Raw genomic sequence first — 20,529 nt, forward strand, 5'->3', positions numbered from 1 at the left:
TTCTGGATCTTTACTATTATTATTTGGTCCTGTAGCTGAGTTAGCATAGTCTCCAGCACCTGTTTCAAACCAAACTTGTCCTGAAACTGAATTTTTTGCTTTTGTATCTACTGCTGGACTACTAATCGGACCTTCTTCATCATGAATCCAATTAGATTTATCTGTAGTCATATAATCATTAGTAGGTTTAACTCCCATGTATATACCAGTACGTTGCATGTTAGTGCCAATTAGTGGGAATTGCCCTAAATTAGAATTACTTACTGAATTTGTATATCTTCCAGGATAAAATCCACCAGCTTGACGTATCATTGTTGCAGTATTACCGTTCTCTGTTTCAAAATCTTCAATCCATAGACGATATAATTGACCACCAGAAGAATTATATTTATGCTCTTTTCCATTTGCGTCAGTCCAAGCGTCTCTTAAGTCAAATGCATATGCACCTGGACCTACTTGAGAACCATCTGAAGAGCTTAATTTGTTAGATGTTGTAGCCATATATGTTGGTGATACAGCTCCATCTTTATCGATCCATTGTAAGTATACTTTCGTACCTTCAGGAACTGCTGTAAGTCCATTAGACATTGTTGCAGGCGTTCCTTTATCAACAATCCAGGCTCTTCCTGACAAAGTATTTACAGCGTTAGTTGCGTCAGTTTGTGATTTGATATATCCATTCTTAATCGCATCTGCTTCGATTACTTTTGATTTATCTGTTACTGCTAATGTATTGATTAATTCATTTGAAGCAATATTTAAAGATTCTTCATCTTTTGGTGATGCCGCTCTTAATGCAGTTGCTAATGGTTTATTGTTTTTCTGCTTGTTTGCTAACGCTTTGATCAATTCATATTGTAATTCTTGTTCACTTAAATTTTTAGTATCTAAATTTAAATTACTGATTACTTCACGAGCTTGTTTATCAGAAACGTTGGCAGCTTTTTTATAATATGTAGCAGCTGTTTCTTCATCACGAACTTGTGAGATTGAATAATCGTCGTTTTTATTTGCGGTATTAGATTCTAAAGTTGATTTAGCTGACTGAGCTTTTTCTGGTGCTACTTTGTTTGTAGTTTTTGATGTTGCCTCAGTTTCTGGTGCTTTCTCTTCTGTACTTGCTTCTTCTGTTTTTTCAGCTTCCGGTGCTTTCTCTTCTGTACTTACTTCTTCTGTTTTTTCAGCTTCTGATGCTTTTTCTTCTGTTGACTCAGTTTCTGGTGCTTTCTCTTCTGTACTTGCTTCTTCTGTTGACTCAGCTTCTGGTGCTTTCTCTTCTGTACTTGCTTCTTCTGTTGACTCAGCTTCTGGTGCTTTCTCTTCTGTGCTTGCTTCTTCTGTTGACTCAGCTTCTGGTGCTTTCTCTTCTGTGCTTGCTTCTTCTGTTGACTCAGCTTCTGGTGCTTTTTCTTCTGTGCTCGCTTCTTCTGTTGACTCAGCTTCTGGTGCTTTTTCTTCTGTGCTTACTTCTTCTGTTGACTCAGTTTCTGACGCTTTTTCTTCTGTGCTCACTTCTTCTGTTGACTCAGTTTCTGACGCTTTCTCTTCTGTGCTCACTTCTTCTGTTGAGGCAGATTCTTGAACAGAATCATCTATGTTTGCTTTATCCTTATTCACACCTTCATCTTGAACAGTTGAATGACTAGATTGTTCATCCGCTTTAGCTTCACTACCTATACCGAAAAGTAAAGCTGAACCAACTAAGATTGAAGCCGTACCAATCGTGAATTTTCTAATAGAATAATGATTTAATCTATTAGGTAAAAAATCTAATTTTTTAACTCTTTTTCTTTTCTTTTGTTCCATTTATATACCTCCAGAATTTTTTGGATATTCGATAAGTATTTCGAACATCAAGCACTTATCATGTAAAATTATACTAGCGCGCTTTAAATTGTACAACATTTATTTTGAAAAGTTATTATTTGTATTTATATTTTGTATAATACAACGTTTTAATTTTAAGAATATCTAAAATTTATTTTATTATTAATATAGGTAATTATTTTTCCGACAAATTTCAAATACCAATTTACTTGCATAAAAAAAGACCCTGTCATTAAAAATGACAAGATCTTGATTATATTATTTAAGTTCTTCACCGTTTGTATCGATGACATTTTTATACCAATAGAATGAATTCTTCTTAGTACGTTTTAGCAAATATCTTAAATATTTTATTTACTTATCTTCATTTCTACGGCGACCAAATAAGAATAATGAACCAATACCAGCGAATAAACCACCTATTAATGTTGTATTAGTTAGAGTTTGCTCTCCTGTACTTGGTAAATCATTTTCTTTATCTAACTTATTAGAATCATTTATAGCTGCAGCTTTAGCAACACCTGATCCACTATTAGTGCTTGAATCATTTGAATCCATACCCATATCTGAATCACTGTATGAGTTTGAGTCGTTGTCTGTATCAGAGTTACTGTCTGAATTTGAATTCATATCAGAGTCTGAATCGCTATCTGAATTAGAATCAGTGTCAGAATTTGAATTCATGTCAGAGTTTGAGTCACTATCTGAATTTGAATCGCTATCAGTGTTTGAGTCACTATCTGAGTTTGAATCGCTATCAGTGTTTGAGTCACTATCTGAGTTTGAATCGCTATCTGAATTTGAACTACTATCTGAGTCTGAGTTGCTATCTGTATCAGAATCACTATCAGAGCTTGAATCGCTGTCTGAATCTGAATTGCTATCTGTGTTTGAATTGCTGTCTGAAGATGAGTTGCTATTTGAATTTGAATCGCTGTCTGAGTCTGAATTGCTGTCAGTGTTTGAGTCGCTAACTGAGTCTGAGTTGCTATCTGAATCAGAGTTGCTATCTGAGTTTGAGTCACTATCTGAATTTGAATTCATATCAGAGTTTGAATCACTATCTGAGTTTGAATCACTATCTGAGTCTGAATCACTATCTGAATTTGAATTCATATCAGAGTTTGAGTCACTAACTGAGTCTGAGTTGCTATCTGAGTTAGAGTCACTATCTGAGCTTGAATCGCTGTCAGAGTTTGAGTCAATATCTGAGTTTGAATTGCTGTCAGAGCTTGAATTGCTATCTGAGTTTGAATCGCTGTCTGAATTTGAGTTCATGTCTGAGTTGCTATCTGTATCAGAATCACTATCAGAGCTTGAATCGCTGTCTGAATTTGAGTCGCTGTCTGAATTTGAATTCATATCAGAGTCTGAGTCACTATCTGAATCTGAATTGCTATCTGAGTTTGAATCATTATCAGAATTTGAATTCATATCAGAGTCTGAGTCGCTATCTGAATTTGAATTGCTATCTGAATTTGAATCGCTGTCTGAGTCTGAATTGTTGTCAGAGTTTGAGTCACTGTCTGAATTTGAACTCATATCAGAGTCTGAGTCGCTATCTGAAGATGAGTTGCTATCTGAGTTTGAGTCACTATCTGAGCTTGAATCGCTGTCAGAGTTTGAGTCGCTATCTGAATTTGAATCGCTATCTGAATTTGAATCGCTTTCTGTATCAGAGTCGCTGTCTGAGTTTGAATCGCTTTCTGTATCAGAGTCGCTATCTGAATTTGAATTCATGTCAGAGTCTGAGTCACTAACTGAGTCTGAGTTGCTATCTGCGTTTGAGTCACTATCTGAGTTTGAGTCACTATCTGAATTTGAATTCATATCAGAGTCTGAGTTGCTGTCTAAGTCTGAACTGCTATCTGAATCTGAATTCATATCAGAGTTTGAATTGCTATCTGAATCTGAGTTGTTATCTGAATCTGAGTTGTTATCTGAATTTGAGTTGCTATCTGAGTTTGAGTCGTTGTCTGTATCAGAGTTACTGTCTGAACTTGAATTGCTATCTGAATCAGAGTTGTTATCTGAATTTGAATCGCTGTCTGTATCAGAGTTGCTGTCTGAGTTTGAATCGCTGTCTGAATTTGAGTTCATGTCAGAGTCTGAGTTGCTATCTGTATCAGAATCACTATCTGAGCTTGAATCGCTGTCTGAATCTGAATTGCTATCAGTGTTTGAATTGCTGTCTGAATTTGAGTTCATGTCAGAGTCTGAGTTGCTTTCTGTATCAGAATCACTATCTGAGCTTGAATCGCTGTCTGAATCTGAATTGCTATCTGAGTTTGAATCGCTGTCAGTGTTTGAATTGCTATCTTCACTTGAATTGCTATCTGAATCAGAGTTGTTATCTGAGTTTGAATCACTGTCTGTATCAGAGTTGCCATCTGAATCGATAATATCTTCGTCAGGTAATATAACCTCCGATACAACTCCAATATCCGCGTGATCTTCATTTACAGGAGCATAATAAGTAACAGCAGGATTTGCACGTAAATTAAATATTTTTACATAATCAAATATTCCTGTTGATATATCTGGACCAATCGTATCCCAACTTCCAGTATTACGCGTTACTGCAATACCAGGTTGAGTATACAAGCCGTGTTCATCAAAATCTCCTGGTCTTATTAATTCTGGATGTTCTATAAACTGGTATGAAGATCCTTCACCATAGTTCCTTGAATTACCAATTGTATTCGGCCTATAATCATCCATAGATTGAGCACCATTCTCATAGCTTAAGAGAATAGCTGGTTCAAATTTTCCTCTCCACGCTAGCCTTGCATCTAAAGGTAAATATTTTGTTTTTTCAAATTGTTCTTTTGAAATATCAAATTCAACTTTGATACCAACTGGGCCAAAAACAATCGTATTAACACTAAATTGACGAACTAAATCATTAAATGTTGAACCACCTGTATAATAATACGTATCTTCACCATCTTCTTTTTCTATTTTTTTCTCAACAACTGAAAGAGGGATATTACCACTTTCTTTAAATTCTAAGTATTCTTCATACGTTGGAATATTATTATATCTCTCTTGATTCTCATCATATTCATCGAAGCTCATTATTCCTAATTCTAAATCAACATTATGTGGTTTATAACTTTCTTTCTCCCTTGTACCAATCAAAGTGAATTTTACATTTTCAGCAAACTTTGGAATTGTAATATTAAATGTACTAGCAGTTTGAATATGGTCACTTGATTGAACTGGATTTAAGGAAACTATATAGTCATATATAACTCTCCCGTTTTTCTGTACTCTAGCAACACCTGGAGTTACATTGACTCCCCCTCCTCCAATTACCTTTATATTATCTGATAATACATAATTATCTGTCGCACTATAATTACTAATATAACTAACTGGTTCTGCTGCCACTCTTAATACTGGTTCTGCTACATCCTTACCTTCTGCTTCAGTTGACTCTGCTACTTCACTTGCTCCTGTTTCCGTAACTTCTGCTCTTTCTGGCTCTGTTGCTTCACTTGTTTCTGATTCAGTTACCTCTGCTCTTTCTGACTCTGCTGTTTCACTCGTTTCTGGTTCTGTAGCCTCTGCTCTTTCTGGCTTTGTTGCTTCACTTGCTTCTGGTCCTGTAACCTCTGCTCTTTCTGGCTCAATTGCTTCACTTGCTTCTGGTTCTGTAACTTCTGCTCTTTCTGGCTCTGCTACTTCACTTGTTTCTGGTTCTGTAACTTCTGCTCTTTCTGGCTCTGCTACTTCACTTGCTCCTGAATTTTTCGGTTCCGTTACAACCTTATTTGTTTCTTCTGATAGAGACTCATTAATTTCACTGCTTATATCATTTCCATTTTCTGCTGCATAAACAGAATTGCTCACACCGAAGAATAAAAGTGTAGTTAATAAAGCTGATCCAGTTCCAAAAGATAATTTTCTAATTCCAAAAACTTGTTTCCTTTTTACATATTGCTTATTATTCATAAGTCAAACCCTTTCTTATTTTATACAAATTAACCTTCTAACTTTCCCGTGTTATACAATAGTGATTTTATTCTACCTCCTTATTTTCAAATTGCTTTTTCGAATGAATTCATAAATAAACAAATATACTAACTTACTAAAGTTATTGAAAAGTGAATATGCAATATATGTTCTATAGATGCACTTCTACTAATATATTTAATGCTTTTATAGACGTTGAATGTATAACATAGTAATAAAATAATCGTCTAAAAATTACTTTTCTAAAAAAATGTATATTTTTATAGGCTAAAAATATCTTATATACATAAAAATATCCTATTAACTTGTAAAATGATTATCAACAAATTATTTATATTAAGTTTTTATTTACTTATGTTTTTATTCCTGTAAATTCTATATCATTAAATATTCATTATAATTATGATATAATCATTTAAAAATATTTTATCCTTACCGTTTTTATCTGATTTAAAAGAGGAGGGATTCTGAATGATTCCAAAATTCTATTATTTAGATAATCCTATGAAATACCCAAGTCGTGCTTATGATGGTTTAATCTTAGTAATATCTTTGAAGGGAAATGTAGAAATCTATATTGAGGGAAATAGTTATAATCGCAAAAATTTATATATTATAAATGAATCAGAATTGTATTATATTAATACTAATGATGTTTTGTTGTTATATTTACCTAGCTCAATTTTTAAAGAATATAATATAAATATATTTAACCAAAAGTATTCTTTATTAGAACGCGAAGAATTGATGTACGATTTATCAATTCTATTCAAAAGCTATCTAAGTAGAAATTTCCATAAAACTGAAACTACTAGACTAATTAAAAAAATTATAAATTCCATTACAAAATATAGAAGAAATATTAATTCTAATACTAACGACACTTTTTCAAATATCACTAATTACATTTCTAACCATTTAGCTGATAAAATTACGCTTAAAGATTTATCTCAACAATTTTATATGTCTACAACTAGTGTTTCTACATTATTTAAGAGCAACACTAATTTAAATTATTATGAATACACTAGATCACTCAGACTTTCAAAATCTATGAAAGATATTGGAAACGGAAAAGTAAAAATCGAAAGCATTGCAAGAAAATGGGGGTATGCAAATACAACTGTTTACATAAAACATTTTAAAGAAGAATTTGGTATTACACCAAAAAAGTACAGACATATGCCTATTGAAAATAAGAAATTAAATATAGAAGGTATTAAAGAAGATTTAGCTACATTATCTAAAGTAAACTTTGATTTACAAAAACATTTAAGTAATGTTGATATATTAATTAATGACAAAAATATTACTCAACCTGCATTTTCATTTTTTAATTTGATAGATATTGGGGAATACAAGAATTTAGACCTAATTATCAATGAAGCAATCTTTACTTATAAAAATTTTAACAATTATCGACTTCCTTCATACATATATATAAGTGAAAATATAAAAAATTTTATTAACAATGATTTCCACAATATAGTATTAAGACTTAGAAAATTATTAAAAACGAAATTTTCTGTCGCTTTAAAAATTAATAGTTTAAAGTACTTTTATTTCATTTTGAAAGTGATAAAAGAATTACAAATACTAGAAGATGAACATTTGGGTACCTTCTCATTTAGCGATAGAAAAATTTTATTATTATTAGATTTAAAATATTTTTCTATTGATGATATTAAACATATTAAAAGAGATTCATACGGTAAAAGTATTCAAATTTCAATTGATATTACGGAATACTACATTAAAAATTTGGAGGTAGATTCAAGGTTGCTTCAATTGTCTCCAGATTATTTTACAATTGATTTTTTATTTTATGATGGTAAAAGAACAAAAAAACAAAATGATACTTACAATATTCTGAATAAGTCTTTACCAAAATATATTTCTAAAATTAATGCGAATAAAAATGTAATTATATTAAATTATGATAATTTATATAATGAACTCTCCATATATAATATAGGATATTTTTTAGAAAACTCAATTTCAATTGTTAAATATATTGCTGGGGCAAGCATTCCTTTTTCAAAAGAAAAAAGTAGTATGAATCTAATATCTATTTTTGATGAAACAGAAAACAAAACACCATTTTTCTTTCTTGGTTTGATGTTATATAATTTTTCAAAAGCTAATTGTTATTATGGAGACGGATATTTAATAACTAAAAACATGTACGGTTACAATATACTTTTATACAATAGCGATGACTCAGACACTAACAATATAAGAGAATTCACTAAAAAATACTTTATTGATTTTGTTCATATTAACTCATCAAATATGATTATTACTAGCGAATTATTAAATACTAAATTTGGCAGTATAGATGGTATAATAAGTTCCAACCTCACAGAAAGAAATTCCCTTCCAAATACTTTAAAATATAAAATTAGTCAGTACAATGCTCCACTATTTAAAGTAGGTAAACACAACTTTAAATTGGGACCATTTATAGCAAATGTTCCACCAAAATCGGTAATGATGATTACTATATATCATTAATATTTCTATTAGAGGAATTAAATAATCCCCCTTTACTTAATGAAAAGGAATAATTTTTTAATACATTAACAAAAACAAAATAACATCTCATTTTTAACGATTAAATCATTAAAATGAGATGTTATTTTCTTTAGGTTAGGAATCATTCCTAATCTTACAAATTGTTTAATTAGTTGTATTATTTAAGTTCTTCACCGTTTGTATCGATGACATTTTTATACCAATAGAATGAGTTCTTTTTAGTACGTTTTAATGTTCCTTTTCCTGCATTATCACGATCTACGTGAATTAAGCCATATCGTTTTTTCATTTCACCAGTTGTAAATGATACGATATCAATTATGCCCCAAGGTGTGTAACCCATTAGTTCAACACCGTCTTCATCAACCGCTTCTATAGACGCTTGAATATGTTCTCTCAAGTAATCGATTCTTTCTTGGTCATCTATTGTACCGTCTTCTTTAAATTCATCTGTTGTACCGAAGCCATTTTCAACGATAAATAATGGTAACTGATAGCGATTGTACAACGCATTTAAAGTATATCTTAAACCAACTGGATCTATTGCCCAACCCCACTGACTGACTTTAATGTATGGATTCTCTACTGAATTTGGTAATCCACCATTCACAACATTACCATCAACACTTTGTTCTGCATCATGTTTAACGACTGTAGACATATAATAACTGAAACCGATATAATCTACCGTACCATTTTTTAAGATTTCATCGTCGCCTTCTTGCCACTTAATATCGTAACCTTTTTTCTCAAACATTTTTAATGCATAACCTGGGTAATATCCTCTTACTTGAACATCTGGGAAGAAATATCTCAAACGACTTGCAATTTCCGCTTCTAAAATATCTTTAGGGTTACATGAATATGGATAAATAGGTACGTGAGAAATCATGTTCCCAATAACAAAGTTTGGATTAATTTCTTTACCTTTTGATACAGCAAGTGCACTTGCGATTAATTCGTTATGCGCAACTTGATATAGTACTTCTTCAGCATCATCTTCTTCTGTTAAAGTGACACCTGAATTCGTCCATAAGAAAATAGGATTACTTGTATCCATTTGGTTATTAATCTCGTTAAATGTCATCCAATATTTCACTTTATCTTTATAACGATTGAAGACAGTTTCAGCAAAACGCACGAAAAAGTCTACAACTTTACGATTTCTAAAACCACCATATTCTCTTGCTAAGTGTAATGGCATTTCAAAATGAGATAACGTTAATACAGGTTCAATATTATATTTTAAAAGCTCGTCAATAACATTATCATAGAACTTTAGACCTTCTTCATTAGGCTCAGTTTCATCACCATTTGGAAAAATACGTGTCCATGCGATAGATGTTCTTAAACATTTTAATCCCATTTCATTGAACAAACCAATATCTTCTTTATATCTATTATAAAAATCAATACCTTCATGGTTAGGATAGTATTTGTCAGCTTCAACCTTTTCAGTAATTTCACGTGCTTTACCATGTTCACCAGCAGTCATCACATCATGAACACTTAACCCTTTACCGCCTTGATCATATCCACCTTCAAATTGATTAGCAGCTAAAGCGCCACCCCATAAAAAGTCTTTGTTTAATTTAGCCATTTGATTACCTCCGGATATTTTGTATACACTTACATTATAATTATACCGATACAATTTGTAAAGATAGGTATATATTTAGTTGGTGTTATTAATTTAACAAGTGCTATAATATGAGTAATATCTATCATAAAGTGGGGATTAATATGCTTAAGTACGAGCTTATTGCTGAACGTATTGAGTCGCTTATCAATAATGGGCATTATGAAGCTGGGGATAAATTACCGAGTGTTGAAGTTTTAAGAAGTGAATTTAACGTGAGCAAGAGCACAATTATCAATGCTCTCAAAAATCTAGAAAAAACAGGTTTAATCTATCAAGCTAGAGGCAGTGGTATCTATGTAAGAAATCCGAAAAGAGATGGATTTGTTAACTTATTTACTGCTGATGGATTTTCAGATGAATTTAAAGGACACGATGTAACGAGTAAAATCTTAAAAGTCGCGGAGATTCAACCTGAAGATGAAGTAAAACAACAATTAAAGTTAAAAGATAACGATACTGTATATCTTGTCGATCGTGTTAGATATCTTGATGGAGAAGTATTCTGTATTGAAACTTCTTATTTTAGTAAAAATGTTGTCTTATACATGAATGAAGAAATTGCCAATGGTTCTATCTTTCATTACATTGAAAATAATTTAAAAGTCAAAGTAGGATTCACTGATATATATTTCAATATTGGTAAATTAAATAAAGAAGATGCGACTCATTTGGAATTAAATGAAGGTGATCCATCGTTAGAATATGAACAAATATTCTACACAAGTACAGGTATTCCTTTCGACTACTCTAAAATCATATTCCATTATGAAAATTCTAGATTCTATATACCTTCAATTAAATAATAGAACGGGACAGTCATCATGTACGATGGCTGTCCCGTTTTTTCATGCTATTTCTGTGGGATTAATGGCTTGTATAAATTTAAATGTATTGTTTTCAAATTCAAATTCGAGTATGCAACAATTGGAGAATTTCACTTCTTTAACTTTTTCAAATGGTAACCATAGTTGTAAAAACATATATAATGCTCCACCATGGCTTACTGCTAAAATTGTATTGGCTTCATCTGTATTCATGATATCTGTTAAAGTTTCATTCATTCTATTTTGCAGTTCTTCACTAGACTTACCGCCATAATCAACAAAGAAGTCTCCATATGAAGTTTCACCTGGCTTATGTGGCGGATTTAAAGTTTCACTTTCAGCTTCATAAAGCCCGAAGTTCCGTTCTTTCAATCCTTTTAATCTTACATACGTCCTTTCTGGACATATAATTTCAAGCGTATCACTCGCGCGTTCTTGTGTAGATGCGTATAACGACTCAAATGTTATATTCGATTCATCGAAATACTTTTTTGCCATACGCGCTTGTTCAATACCTAATTGTGTTAATGGTGAATCAGATGCACCTTGAATTTTTTTCTTCTCATTAAATAATGTTTGTCCGTGTCTCATTAAGTATAATTTCTTACTCAAAATCCATCATCCCTCTTATTCAAAATATCATTCATTACATTTATCCTACCATTATTAAAACTTAAGTGTAAAATAACATTTATTTTCATGAGCATTCCTATTGCTTTGCTAAAGAATTTAAGTATAATATTTATAGTTAGTTTAATTTTTATCACAGAGGAGAAATATTATTATGTCACAAGTATTATTTATTACAGCTCATCCACATGATGAAACTGTTTCTTTTTCAATGGCAACAGCTAAATCATTTATCGAAAGTTATAAAGCTTCAAACCCAAATGATGAAGTCGTTCATATCGATTTATACAATTCATACATTCCACAAATTGATGCAGATGTATTTGCTGGTTGGGGTAAATTACAATCAGGACAAGGATTTGAAGAACTTTCAGAAGGCGAACAAGGTAAAGTACGTCGCTTAAACGAATTAAGTGATCAATTTGTTAATGCAGACAAATATGTATTCGTTACACCATTCTGGAACTTCTCATTCCCACCAGTTATGAAAGCATACTTAGATTCAGTATCAGTAGCTGGCAAAACATTCAAATACACAGCTGAAGGTCCAGTTGGTTTATTACCAGATAAAAAAGCATTACACATTCAAGCACGTGGTGGATACTATAGTGAAGGTCCAGCTGCTGACTTAGAAATGGGTCACCGTTACATTGGGCAAATGATGAACTTCTACGGAATTACTGACTTTGACGGTTTAATTGTTGAAGGCCACAATGCTAACCCAGAAAAAGCAGAAGAAATCAAAGCAGACGCAATCGAACGTGCAAAAGCATTAGGACAAACATTCTAATTTAATATTGTAATATTGAACCTGAGTCATCGTGTGATGACTCAGGTTTTCATTTATCGGCCTGATAATCTCATTTTCGGGTCGATAATTTTATTTATCGGCCTGGTAATCTCGTTTTCGGGTCGATAAATTTTTTTATCGGCCTGATAATCCCGTTTTCGGGTCGATAATTTTATTTATCGGTCCGTATTTCTCATTTCTGGACCGGTAATTATTTTTATCGGTCCGTATTTCTCTTTTCTGGACCGGTAAATTTTTTTATCGGTACATATTTCCATTTTCTGGACCGGTAAATTTTCATAACGGTCCAGATTCCGCACACATCCTCCGCAAATTTCCTTCTAATCCTAAAATATATTACATTTTATTCAAAAGTTTCGTTTATACTATATTTATCAAGGAATTATTTTATGATTGGAGGCTTTTTCATAATGAAAGAGATTGTAATTTTAACGGTGAGTGATATTCATGGCTATATCTTCCCTACTGATTATCAAGAGGCTCATCAAGACTTACCTAAGGGGTTACTTAAAATTAACCAAATGATTCAAGATATCAAACAAACTCATGAACATGTCATCGTAATGGACAATGGTGATTTTCTACAAGGTTCACCACTATGTTCATATTTGGCTTCGGAAACAAAATCAAGCAAGCCTTTAACGGATCTATACAACCAGATTGGTTTTGACTTCGGTGTTATTGGAAATCATGAATTTAACTATGGCTTACCTTACCTTTATGACGCGATTAAATCTTTAAACTACCCCGTGTTATCGTCAAATATTTTTAAAGATCATCAACCTTTCACTGGTAATGATGTCATTTATTTAGAAAAAGACAAAATAACTTTCGGTATTATCGGTTTAACGACTCAATATATACCACATTGGGAGAAACCCGACACAATAGCTGAATTAAGTTTCCAATCTGCTGTTGAAACTGCGAAAGAACTGATACCAGAAGTGAGACGTAACGCAGATATTGTTATCGTGTGCTATCACGGAGGATTTGAGCGTGATTTACATACTGGTGAAGAAACTGAATTACTGACTGGTGAAAATGAAGGCTATGATTTACTAACAGAATTAGAAGGTGTTGATGTATTGATAACCGGTCATCAACATAGAGAAATTGCAGAAGTCATTAATCAAACAGCAGTCATTCAACCTGGTGGTAAAGGAGATTGTCTCGGTAAAATCACATTGAAAATTGATGAAGAAACAAATAAAGTGTTATCAGCAGATTCAGAATTATTATTTGTTAAAGACTATCAACCACAAATTTCAATTCCACAAAATCTTACAAACTTAGAAAAAGAAATTAATGACTGGTTAGATACTGAAATCTCACAACAATCTCAAACGATGTATGTCGACGATCATTTTAAAGCAAGAATAGAGCCACACCCACTGATTAACTTTATTAATTATGCGCAAATGAAGCTTAGTGGAGCTGACATATCCGCTTCAGCCTTATTTGATAGTGGTGTTGGGTTTGGACAAACTATTACGATGCGTGACGTTATTAACAATTACCCATTCCCTAATACTTTCTATGTATTAGATATTACCGGTAAAGATTTATTACTAGCCTTAGAAAGAACCGCTTCATACTTCGATATTGAACAAGGTGAACTCGTTGTGAATAATGCTTTCATTGAACCTAAACCACAACATTATAACTATGATATGTACGCAGGTATTTCATATACATTCAATATTCAAAAACCTATTGGCAATCGTGTAGAAAATGTTTTATTTAAAGGCAAACCTATAGAATTAGATACACATTATTCTATCGTTCTTAATAATTATAGAGCAGTTGGTGGCGGTGATTTTAACATGTATAGTGCTGATAAAATCATCAAAGATATTCAAGTTGAAGGCGCTGAAATGCTGATTGATTTCTTAGAACAACACAGTATAGAAGATGTGCCAGAAGTAATGAATTTTGAAATTAAATATTAACTAAACCATAGAAATATGATGCATCAGACAAATCTTTAATATCCTTACAATCATTTAACAAAATTTTCTATTTTTATGTAAAAAAGCATAAGATTTTGTGGTAATATTTTTATGTAAATGGAGTCCATACAAATTATGGCATTAAATAGAAAATATATGCATATTCATATTGTAATTTTACATAATCGAAGGGTATAATTAAATTTGTATCGAGATTTTATTTATTTGTAGTGATAATACATATTTGGAGGTTTAATTAATGGACATGAAAAAAAGTTTTAGTTTTGTAACCATACTTTTGTTGGGGGCAATGATTTTACTAGCTGCATGTGGCAACGGGAAATCAAGTATTGATTCAAAATCGTCAAGTGATGGGGATAGCAAAGGGGACAGCTATAAACCTAAAGAACTTACTATTCAATTCGTTCCATCTCAAAATGCTGACACATTAGAAGCAAAAGCAAAACCGTTAGAAAAATTATTATCAAAAGAATTAGATATTCCAGTAAAAGTTTCAGTTTCTACAAATTACAACACAATCGTTGAAGCAATGAAATCTAAAAAAGTAGACGTTGGTTTCTTACCACCTACTGCTTACACATTAGCACACGATCAAAAAGCTGCTGATGTATTACTACAAGCACAACGTTATGGCGTTAACAAAGACGGATCTAATAATGACAAACTCGTTAAAAGTTATAAATCACAATTTGTTGTTAAAAAAGATTCTGGCATTAAATCTTTAAAAGACATGAAAGGTAAAAAAATTGCCTTACAAGATGTTACATCAACTGCAGGATACACTTATCCAGTAGCTGAATTATTAAAAGAAGGCATCAATCCAATTAACGACATGAAAATTACAAATGTTAAAGGACATGACCAAGCTATTATTGCATTATTAAATGGTGACGTTGATGTAGCAGTAACATTCCAAGATGCTCGTAACATTGTTAAGAAAGACCAACCAAACGTCTTCAAAGATACTGAAATCGTAGAATTAACTGAAGATATTCCAAACGATACAATTTCAGTAAGAAGCGATATGGATGACAAATTTAGAGATAAACTTAAAAAAGCTTTTAAAGATATCGCAAAAACTAAAGAAGGTCACAAAATTGTAAGTGAAGTTTATAGTCATGAAGGCTATGTTGATAGCAAAGACTCTGAATTCGATATCGTACGTGAATACGGTAAAAAAGTAAACGATAACGAAAAATAATGATGAGATTTAATATAAAAGCTCAGCTCCTATTATGAGCAGAGCTTTTATTTTTTAAGGGGGATACATATGAGTCAAATAGAATTTAAAAACGTGAGCAAAATATATAAAAATGGTCACCAAGGCCTGAAGGATATCAATTTAAATATTGAAAAAGGTGACTTTGCAGTAATTGTAGGTTTATCAGGTGCTGGTAAATCTACCCTACTACGTTCAATCAATCGTTTACATGATATTACTGAAGGCGATATTTTAATTGATGGTAAATCCATCTCTAAAGCATCAGGTAAAGAATTACTGATGATGCGCCGCAATATAGGTATGATTTTCCAACATTTCAATTTAGTAAAACGATCATCTGTTATTAGAAACGTGTTGAGTGGTAGAGTCGGATACCACCCTACTTGGAAAATGGTACTCGGTTTATTTCCGAAAGAAGATAAGATAAAAGCATTAGAGTCATTAGATAGAGTAAATATACTAGAAAAAGCGTATAACCGTTCTGATGAATTATCTGGTGGTCAACAACAACGTATTTCTATTGCACGTGCTTTATGTCAGGAATCGTCTATCATCCTTGCAGACGAACCTGTCGCGTCATTAGACCCACTTACAACGAAACAAGTTATGGATGACTTAAAGCGTATTAACGAAGAATTAGGTATCACGATTATCATCAACCTGCATTTCGTAGATTTAGCAAAAGAATACGGTACTAGAATTATTGGACTACGTGCTGGTGAATTAGTTTATGATGGTCCGGCTTCAGAAGCAACGGATGAAACATTTGCCGAAATTTATGGACGCCATATTAAAAATGACGAGAAGTTAGGGGTGCAGTAAATGGACTCTAACCAAGAACGCTTTGAACCTTACTTACGTCGTAAGACTTCTTTAAAAGTTGTTTTATCAATCATTATCGTCGCTATATTAGTCGTTTGGAGTTTCATGTTTACGAACTTTAGTATTGGTGATTTAATGTATGGTATTCCACAAATGGTCGAACTGTTCAAAAGTATGGTTCCACCAGATTTAAGTTATATTTCTAGTATCACTAAACCAATGCTAGATACCATTCGAATGGCAGTTGTAGGGACATTTATAGGTGGTCTACTTTCAATTCCTATTTCAATACTCTGTGCACGAAATGTTATTCGTTCAAGTTGGATAACTTATCCTTGTAGATTTATCTTGAATATTGTAAGAACAATCCCTGACTTATTACTTGCAGCAGTATTCGTTGCAATTTTTGGTATTGGTCAAATTCCAGGGGTACTCGCAATCATCATTTTATCTATTAGTATCATATGTAAATTGATGTATGAATCATTAGAAAGTATTGATGATGGTCCTTTAGAAGCTATGACTGCAGTTGGTGCAAATAAATTAAAATGGATTACATATGCGATAATCCCACAAGCTATTGCACCATATATGTCTTATGTATTATACGCATTCGAAATTAACATAAGAGCAGCAGCAGTATTAGGTTTAGTAGGTGCTGGTGGTATTGGTCTGTATTATGATCAAACATTAGGTCTTTTCCAATATCCTAAGACATTAACAATCATTCTTGTAACACTTGTTATTGTTGTAATCATTGACTTAGTAAGTACGAAAGTGAGGGAAAAATTAATATGACACAAACTCATTATCAGTTAAAGCCGGAAAGACAACGCAAATCCATTATTTCTCGATGGATTACAAGTATCATTCTTGTCGTATTATTAATTTGGGCTTTTGTAGGATTACCCGCTTTCGAAATCAAATCACAGTCAGGAACAATTATGAAATCTATTGTAGATGGATTATTTCATCCTGATTGGAATTATGTATATATTCCTGAAGGTGAGGACCTTCTAAGAGGTTTATTAGAAACATTTGCAATTGCTGTTATTAGTACATTTTTATCAGCCATTTTATTTATACCACTTGCATTTATTGCTGCTAAAAACATGGTTAAATTTAAACCTGTTTCTAGTATTAGTAAATTTATTTTGAGTGTTATAAGAGTGTTTCCTGAAATTGTTATGGCTATTATCTTTATTAAAGCTGTAGGTCCAGGTTCATTTTCAGGTGTACTTGCACTAGGTATTCATTCTATAGGTATGATGGGTAAATTGTTCGCTGAAGATCTAGAGAATCTAGATTTAAGCCCAACAGAATCACTCGTAGCAAGTGGCGCCAATTCGATTAAGACACTTATGTTTGCAGTAGTACCACAAATACTACCTTCATACATATCATTAGTATTATATCGATTTGAGTTAAACTTAAGATCCGCTTCAATACTCGGTTTAATCGGAGCTGGCGGTATCGGTACACCATTAATATTTGCATTGCAAACTCGAACTTGGGATCGAGTAGGCATAATATTAATAGGTTTAGTCATAATGGTAGCAGTAGTTGATTTTATATCAGGTAGTATTAGGAAGAAACTCGTTTAACAAAGATGAAGCGACCACGGAAATTTCGATTTCCGGGTCGCTATTTTTATTTATCGGCCTGGTAATCCTGTTTTCGGGTCGATAATTATTTTTATCGGCCTGGTAATCCTGTTTTCGGGTCGATAATTATTTTTATCGGCCTGCAAATCCCGTTTTCAGGTCGCTAAATTTTTTTATCGGTCCATATTTCTCTTTTCTGGACCGATAATTATTTTTATCGGTCCATATTTCTCTTTTCTGGACCGCTAATTTATTTTATCGGTCCATATTTCTCTTTTCTGGACCGGTAAATTTTTTTATCGGTCCATATTCAAACCTCATCACCCTATTCAATCTCTAATACATTTGTCTTTTTGTTTGTTCTTGAAAACTATTACAACTATAATGTAATTATACACTAAAGATTGAGGTGATGATTTATGGTAAATGTAAATAATCAAGGAATAAGGCTTTATGTGCTCGACAATGGTCGTATGAGAATGGACAAGAATCTAATGATTGCTGGGTCTAATCAAGCTACTTTGGATAATCCTAATGCACCTAATGAAATGTTTGAATTCCCTATTTACACCGTATTTATTGATCATCCTGAAGCAAAGATTTTGTTCGACACAGCTTGTAATCCTAACTCTATGGGGGAAAACGGTAGATGGATTAACCAAACTCAAAAAGCATTCCCGTATACTGCTGATGAATCTTGCTACTTACCTAATAGACTTGAACAAATTAATGTCGATCCAAGCGAAGTTGATTATGTCGTAGCTTCTCACCTTCATTTAGATCATGCAGGTTGTCTTGAATATTTTACAAACGCAACTGTAATTGTGCATGATGATGAACTTAATGGAACGATGCAAACTTATGCGCGTAACCAAAAAGCTGGTGCTTATATTTGGGCGGATATTGATGCATGGATTAAAAATGATTTATCATGGAAAACGATTAAACCTTATGAAGATAATTTAGAAATTGTTAAAGGAGTTAAAGTACTGAATTTTGGTAGTGGTCATGCATGGGGCATGATTGGACTGGAAGTAGAAACTCAGGAACTCGGTACACTGATATTGGCTTCAGATGCTATTTACACAGCTGAAAGTATGGGAGACATTTTAAAGCCACCTGGTATTTTATATGATTCAATTGGTTGGGCAAGATCTGTTGAAAAGATTAAAAGACTCGCTAAAGAGAAAAATGCACAAATTTGGTTCGGCCATGATGGCAATCAATTTGAAGGCTTTAGAAAATCAACAGATGGATATTACGAATAATGTTAATCATATAGGAGTGAAAGCTAATGAAGACACGAGCAGCAGTATTGCACGAAATGGGTTTACCTAGTCCATATTCAGAAAGTAAACCGTTAAAAATTGAAACACTTGAATTAAATAAACCGAATCAAAATGAAGTGCTCATTAAAATTGGAGCGGCAGGTTTATGTCATTCAGATTTATCTGTTATTAATGGAAGTAGACCACGCCCTACTCCTATGGCACTTGGACATGAAGCTGCAGGAGAAATCATTGAAATTGGAGACAACGTAACAAACTTTGAAGTTGGTGATCATGTTGTCTGTACATTTATTCCAAACTGTGGTCATTGTCTACCATGTAGTGAAGGTAGACCTGCACTATGTGAGAATGGCGCTGCTTCTAATGAGCAAGGAGAACTACTTGATGGCGGCATAAGACTACATAATGATGAAGATAATATGCATCATCACTTAGGCGTTTCTGGCTTTGCAGATTATGCTGTTGTTTCACAACACTCTATTGTTAAAGTTGATAAAGACATTCCTTTTGAAAAAGTAGCCATATTTGGATGTGCTGTTATTACAGGTATAGGTGCAGTTATTAATACAGCACAAGTAAAACCAGGCAGCTCAGTCGCAGTTGTTGGATTAGGCGGTATCGGTTTGAATGCAATTTTAGGCGCTAAATTAGCTGGAGCAGGAGAAATCATTGCATTAGATATTAATCCAGGCAAATTTGAATTAGCTAAAAAACTCGGTGCAACTGCAACTTTTAATTCAGGAGACGATGATGTTGTTGAACAAGTTAAAGCTTATGTAAAAGGTGGCGTTGAGTATGCATTTGAAACTGCCGGTGTCGTGCCAGCAATGGAAGTTGCATACAAAATCACTAAACGTGGAGGTTCAACAGTTACAACCGGATTACCAGACCCTAAACATGAATTTTCATTTCCACAAGTTACTTTAGCGGCGGAAGAAAGAACTATTAAAGGTTCATATGTAGGTAGCTGTGTACCAATGAGAGATATACCTAGATTTATCGCACTTTATAAACAAGGTCGCTTAGATATTGATTCATTACTAACAGACACGCTGCCTCTAGATGAAATTAATGAAGGATTCGACCGACTAGCAAAAGGAGACGCCGCAAGACTAGTAGTCAAAATGAATAATTGATGACTGAGATACAAAATATGGACCGGTAATTATTTTTATCGGTCCAGAAACTCCATTTTCGGGTCGCTATTTTTATTTATCGGACTGGAAATCTCATTTTCGGGTCGCTATTTTATTTTATCGGCCTGCAAACTCCATTTTCGGGTCGCTATTTTATTTTATCGGCCTGGAAATCTCATTTTCGGGTCGATAATTTTATTTATCGGCCTGGAAATCTCATTTTCGGGTCGCTATTATAT

The 20,529-nt window shown here is 32.9% G+C and carries 14 protein-coding genes; 10 read left to right on the forward strand and 4 right to left on the reverse strand.

Features of this window, described 5'->3' with window-relative positions; genetic code table 11:
• Window positions 1-1,806 (reverse strand): YSIRK-type signal peptide-containing protein (locus LQ622_RS14555; RefSeq protein ID WP_239775446.1); only part of this gene is annotated, 1,806 nt, incomplete at its 3' end.
• A gap of 375 nt (window positions 1,807-2,181) precedes the next feature.
• A complete protein-coding gene (locus LQ622_RS14560) occupies window positions 2,182-5,784 on the reverse strand; it encodes a fibronectin-binding protein FnbA (RefSeq protein ID WP_239775448.1) in 3,603 nt (1,200 codons plus the stop codon).
• Window positions 5,785-6,276: 492 nt separating this feature from the next.
• On the opposite strand from LQ622_RS14560, the gene LQ622_RS14565 reads away from it, so the two are divergent.
• Window positions 6,277-8,319: a helix-turn-helix transcriptional regulator gene (locus LQ622_RS14565; protein ID WP_239775450.1), complete on the forward strand. Its 2,043-nt coding sequence runs from the start codon at window positions 6,277-6,279 to the stop codon at window positions 8,317-8,319.
• Window positions 8,320-8,497: 178 nt separating this feature from the next.
• On the opposite strand, the gene LQ622_RS14570 is transcribed toward LQ622_RS14565, so the two are convergent.
• On the reverse strand, window positions 8,498-9,940 hold the full coding sequence (locus tag LQ622_RS14570; RefSeq protein ID WP_107576652.1) for a 6-phospho-beta-glucosidase: 1,443 nt from the start codon (window positions 9,938-9,940) through the stop codon (window positions 8,498-8,500).
• A 143-nt stretch (window positions 9,941-10,083) separates the two neighbouring features.
• On the opposite strand from LQ622_RS14570, the gene LQ622_RS14575 reads away from it, so the two are divergent.
• A complete protein-coding gene (locus LQ622_RS14575) occupies window positions 10,084-10,785 on the forward strand; it encodes a GntR family transcriptional regulator (protein WP_025906902.1) in 702 nt (233 codons plus the stop codon).
• A 42-nt stretch (window positions 10,786-10,827) separates the two neighbouring features.
• Here the strand turns inward: LQ622_RS14575 and LQ622_RS14580 are convergent, their stop codons facing one another.
• Window positions 10,828-11,418: a histidine phosphatase family protein gene (locus tag LQ622_RS14580; RefSeq protein ID WP_239775452.1), complete on the reverse strand. Its 591-nt coding sequence runs from the start codon at window positions 11,416-11,418 to the stop codon at window positions 10,828-10,830.
• Window positions 11,419-11,590: 172 nt separating this feature from the next.
• Here LQ622_RS14580 and LQ622_RS14585 point away from each other — a divergent pair, with 172 nt between their 5' ends.
• The 8 genes from LQ622_RS14585 (at window position 11,591) to LQ622_RS14620 (ending at window position 20,290) form a co-directional block, all read left to right on the forward strand.
• On the forward strand, window positions 11,591-12,226 hold the full coding sequence (locus tag LQ622_RS14585) for an FMN-dependent NADH-azoreductase (protein ID WP_025906904.1): 636 nt from the start codon (window positions 11,591-11,593) through the stop codon (window positions 12,224-12,226).
• A gap of 431 nt (window positions 12,227-12,657) precedes the next feature.
• Complete coding sequence (locus tag LQ622_RS14590; protein WP_239763397.1) at window positions 12,658-14,196, forward strand: bifunctional metallophosphatase/5'-nucleotidase; 1,539 nt, start codon at window positions 12,658-12,660, stop codon at window positions 14,194-14,196.
• A gap of 265 nt (window positions 14,197-14,461) precedes the next feature.
• Window positions 14,462-15,418, forward strand: coding sequence for a phosphate/phosphite/phosphonate ABC transporter substrate-binding protein (locus LQ622_RS14595; protein ID WP_025906906.1), 957 nt, complete (start codon window positions 14,462-14,464; stop codon window positions 15,416-15,418).
• Window positions 15,419-15,487: 69 nt separating this feature from the next.
• Window positions 15,488-16,261, forward strand: a complete 774-nt coding sequence (gene phnC, locus LQ622_RS14600) for a phosphonate ABC transporter ATP-binding protein (protein WP_025906907.1) — start codon at window positions 15,488-15,490, stop codon at window positions 16,259-16,261.
• Window positions 16,262-17,059 (forward strand): phosphonate ABC transporter, permease protein PhnE, encoded by a 798-nt coding sequence (gene phnE, locus LQ622_RS14605; protein WP_025906908.1) that lies wholly within the window; start codon window positions 16,262-16,264, stop codon window positions 17,057-17,059.
• Window positions 17,056-17,865 (forward strand): phosphonate ABC transporter, permease protein PhnE, encoded by an 810-nt coding sequence (gene phnE, locus LQ622_RS14610; RefSeq protein WP_037590241.1) that lies wholly within the window; start codon window positions 17,056-17,058, stop codon window positions 17,863-17,865. The genes phnE (LQ622_RS14605) and phnE (LQ622_RS14610) overlap by 4 nt, the downstream gene beginning before the upstream one ends.
• Window positions 17,866-18,284: 419 nt before the next feature.
• Window positions 18,285-19,133: an AhlS family quorum-quenching N-acyl homoserine lactonase gene (ahlS, locus tag LQ622_RS14615; RefSeq protein WP_239763396.1), complete on the forward strand. Its 849-nt coding sequence runs from the start codon at window positions 18,285-18,287 to the stop codon at window positions 19,131-19,133.
• 26 nt (window positions 19,134-19,159) lie between these two features.
• On the forward strand, window positions 19,160-20,290 hold the full coding sequence (locus LQ622_RS14620) for a zinc-dependent alcohol dehydrogenase family protein (protein WP_204257006.1): 1,131 nt from the start codon (window positions 19,160-19,162) through the stop codon (window positions 20,288-20,290).
• Window positions 20,291-20,529 lie beyond the last annotated feature (239 nt).

The organism is Mammaliicoccus sp. N-M50 (genome assembly GCF_022386995.1).
GTDB classification, from domain to species: Bacteria; Bacillota; Bacilli; order Staphylococcales; family Staphylococcaceae; genus Mammaliicoccus; species Mammaliicoccus sciuri_A.

Bases quoted from the DNA above. Each gene is read 5' to 3' on its own strand.
- phnE (WP_037590241.1), top strand. From the start codon at position 17,056: ATGACACAAACTCATTATCAGTTAAAGCCGGAAAGACAACGCAAATCC.
- LQ622_RS14585 (WP_025906904.1), top strand. From the start codon at position 11,591: ATGTCACAAGTATTATTTATTACAGCTCATCCACATGATGAAACTGTT.
- LQ622_RS14560 (WP_239775448.1), bottom strand. From the start codon at position 5,784: ATGAATAATAAGCAATATGTAAAAAGGAAACAAGTTTTTGGAATTAGA.
- ahlS (WP_239763396.1), top strand. From the start codon at position 18,285: ATGGTAAATGTAAATAATCAAGGAATAAGGCTTTATGTGCTCGACAAT.
- LQ622_RS14590 (WP_239763397.1), top strand. From the start codon at position 12,658: ATGAAAGAGATTGTAATTTTAACGGTGAGTGATATTCATGGCTATATC.
- LQ622_RS14570 (WP_107576652.1), bottom strand. From the start codon at position 9,940: ATGGCTAAATTAAACAAAGACTTTTTATGGGGTGGCGCTTTAGCTGCT.
- phnC (WP_025906907.1), top strand. From the start codon at position 15,488: ATGAGTCAAATAGAATTTAAAAACGTGAGCAAAATATATAAAAATGGT.
- LQ622_RS14595 (WP_025906906.1), top strand. From the start codon at position 14,462: ATGAAAAAAAGTTTTAGTTTTGTAACCATACTTTTGTTGGGGGCAATG.
- LQ622_RS14620 (WP_204257006.1), top strand. From the start codon at position 19,160: ATGAAGACACGAGCAGCAGTATTGCACGAAATGGGTTTACCTAGTCCA.
- LQ622_RS14565 (WP_239775450.1), top strand. From the start codon at position 6,277: ATGATTCCAAAATTCTATTATTTAGATAATCCTATGAAATACCCAAGT.
- phnE (WP_025906908.1), top strand. From the start codon at position 16,262: ATGGACTCTAACCAAGAACGCTTTGAACCTTACTTACGTCGTAAGACT.
- LQ622_RS14575 (WP_025906902.1), top strand. From the start codon at position 10,084: ATGCTTAAGTACGAGCTTATTGCTGAACGTATTGAGTCGCTTATCAAT.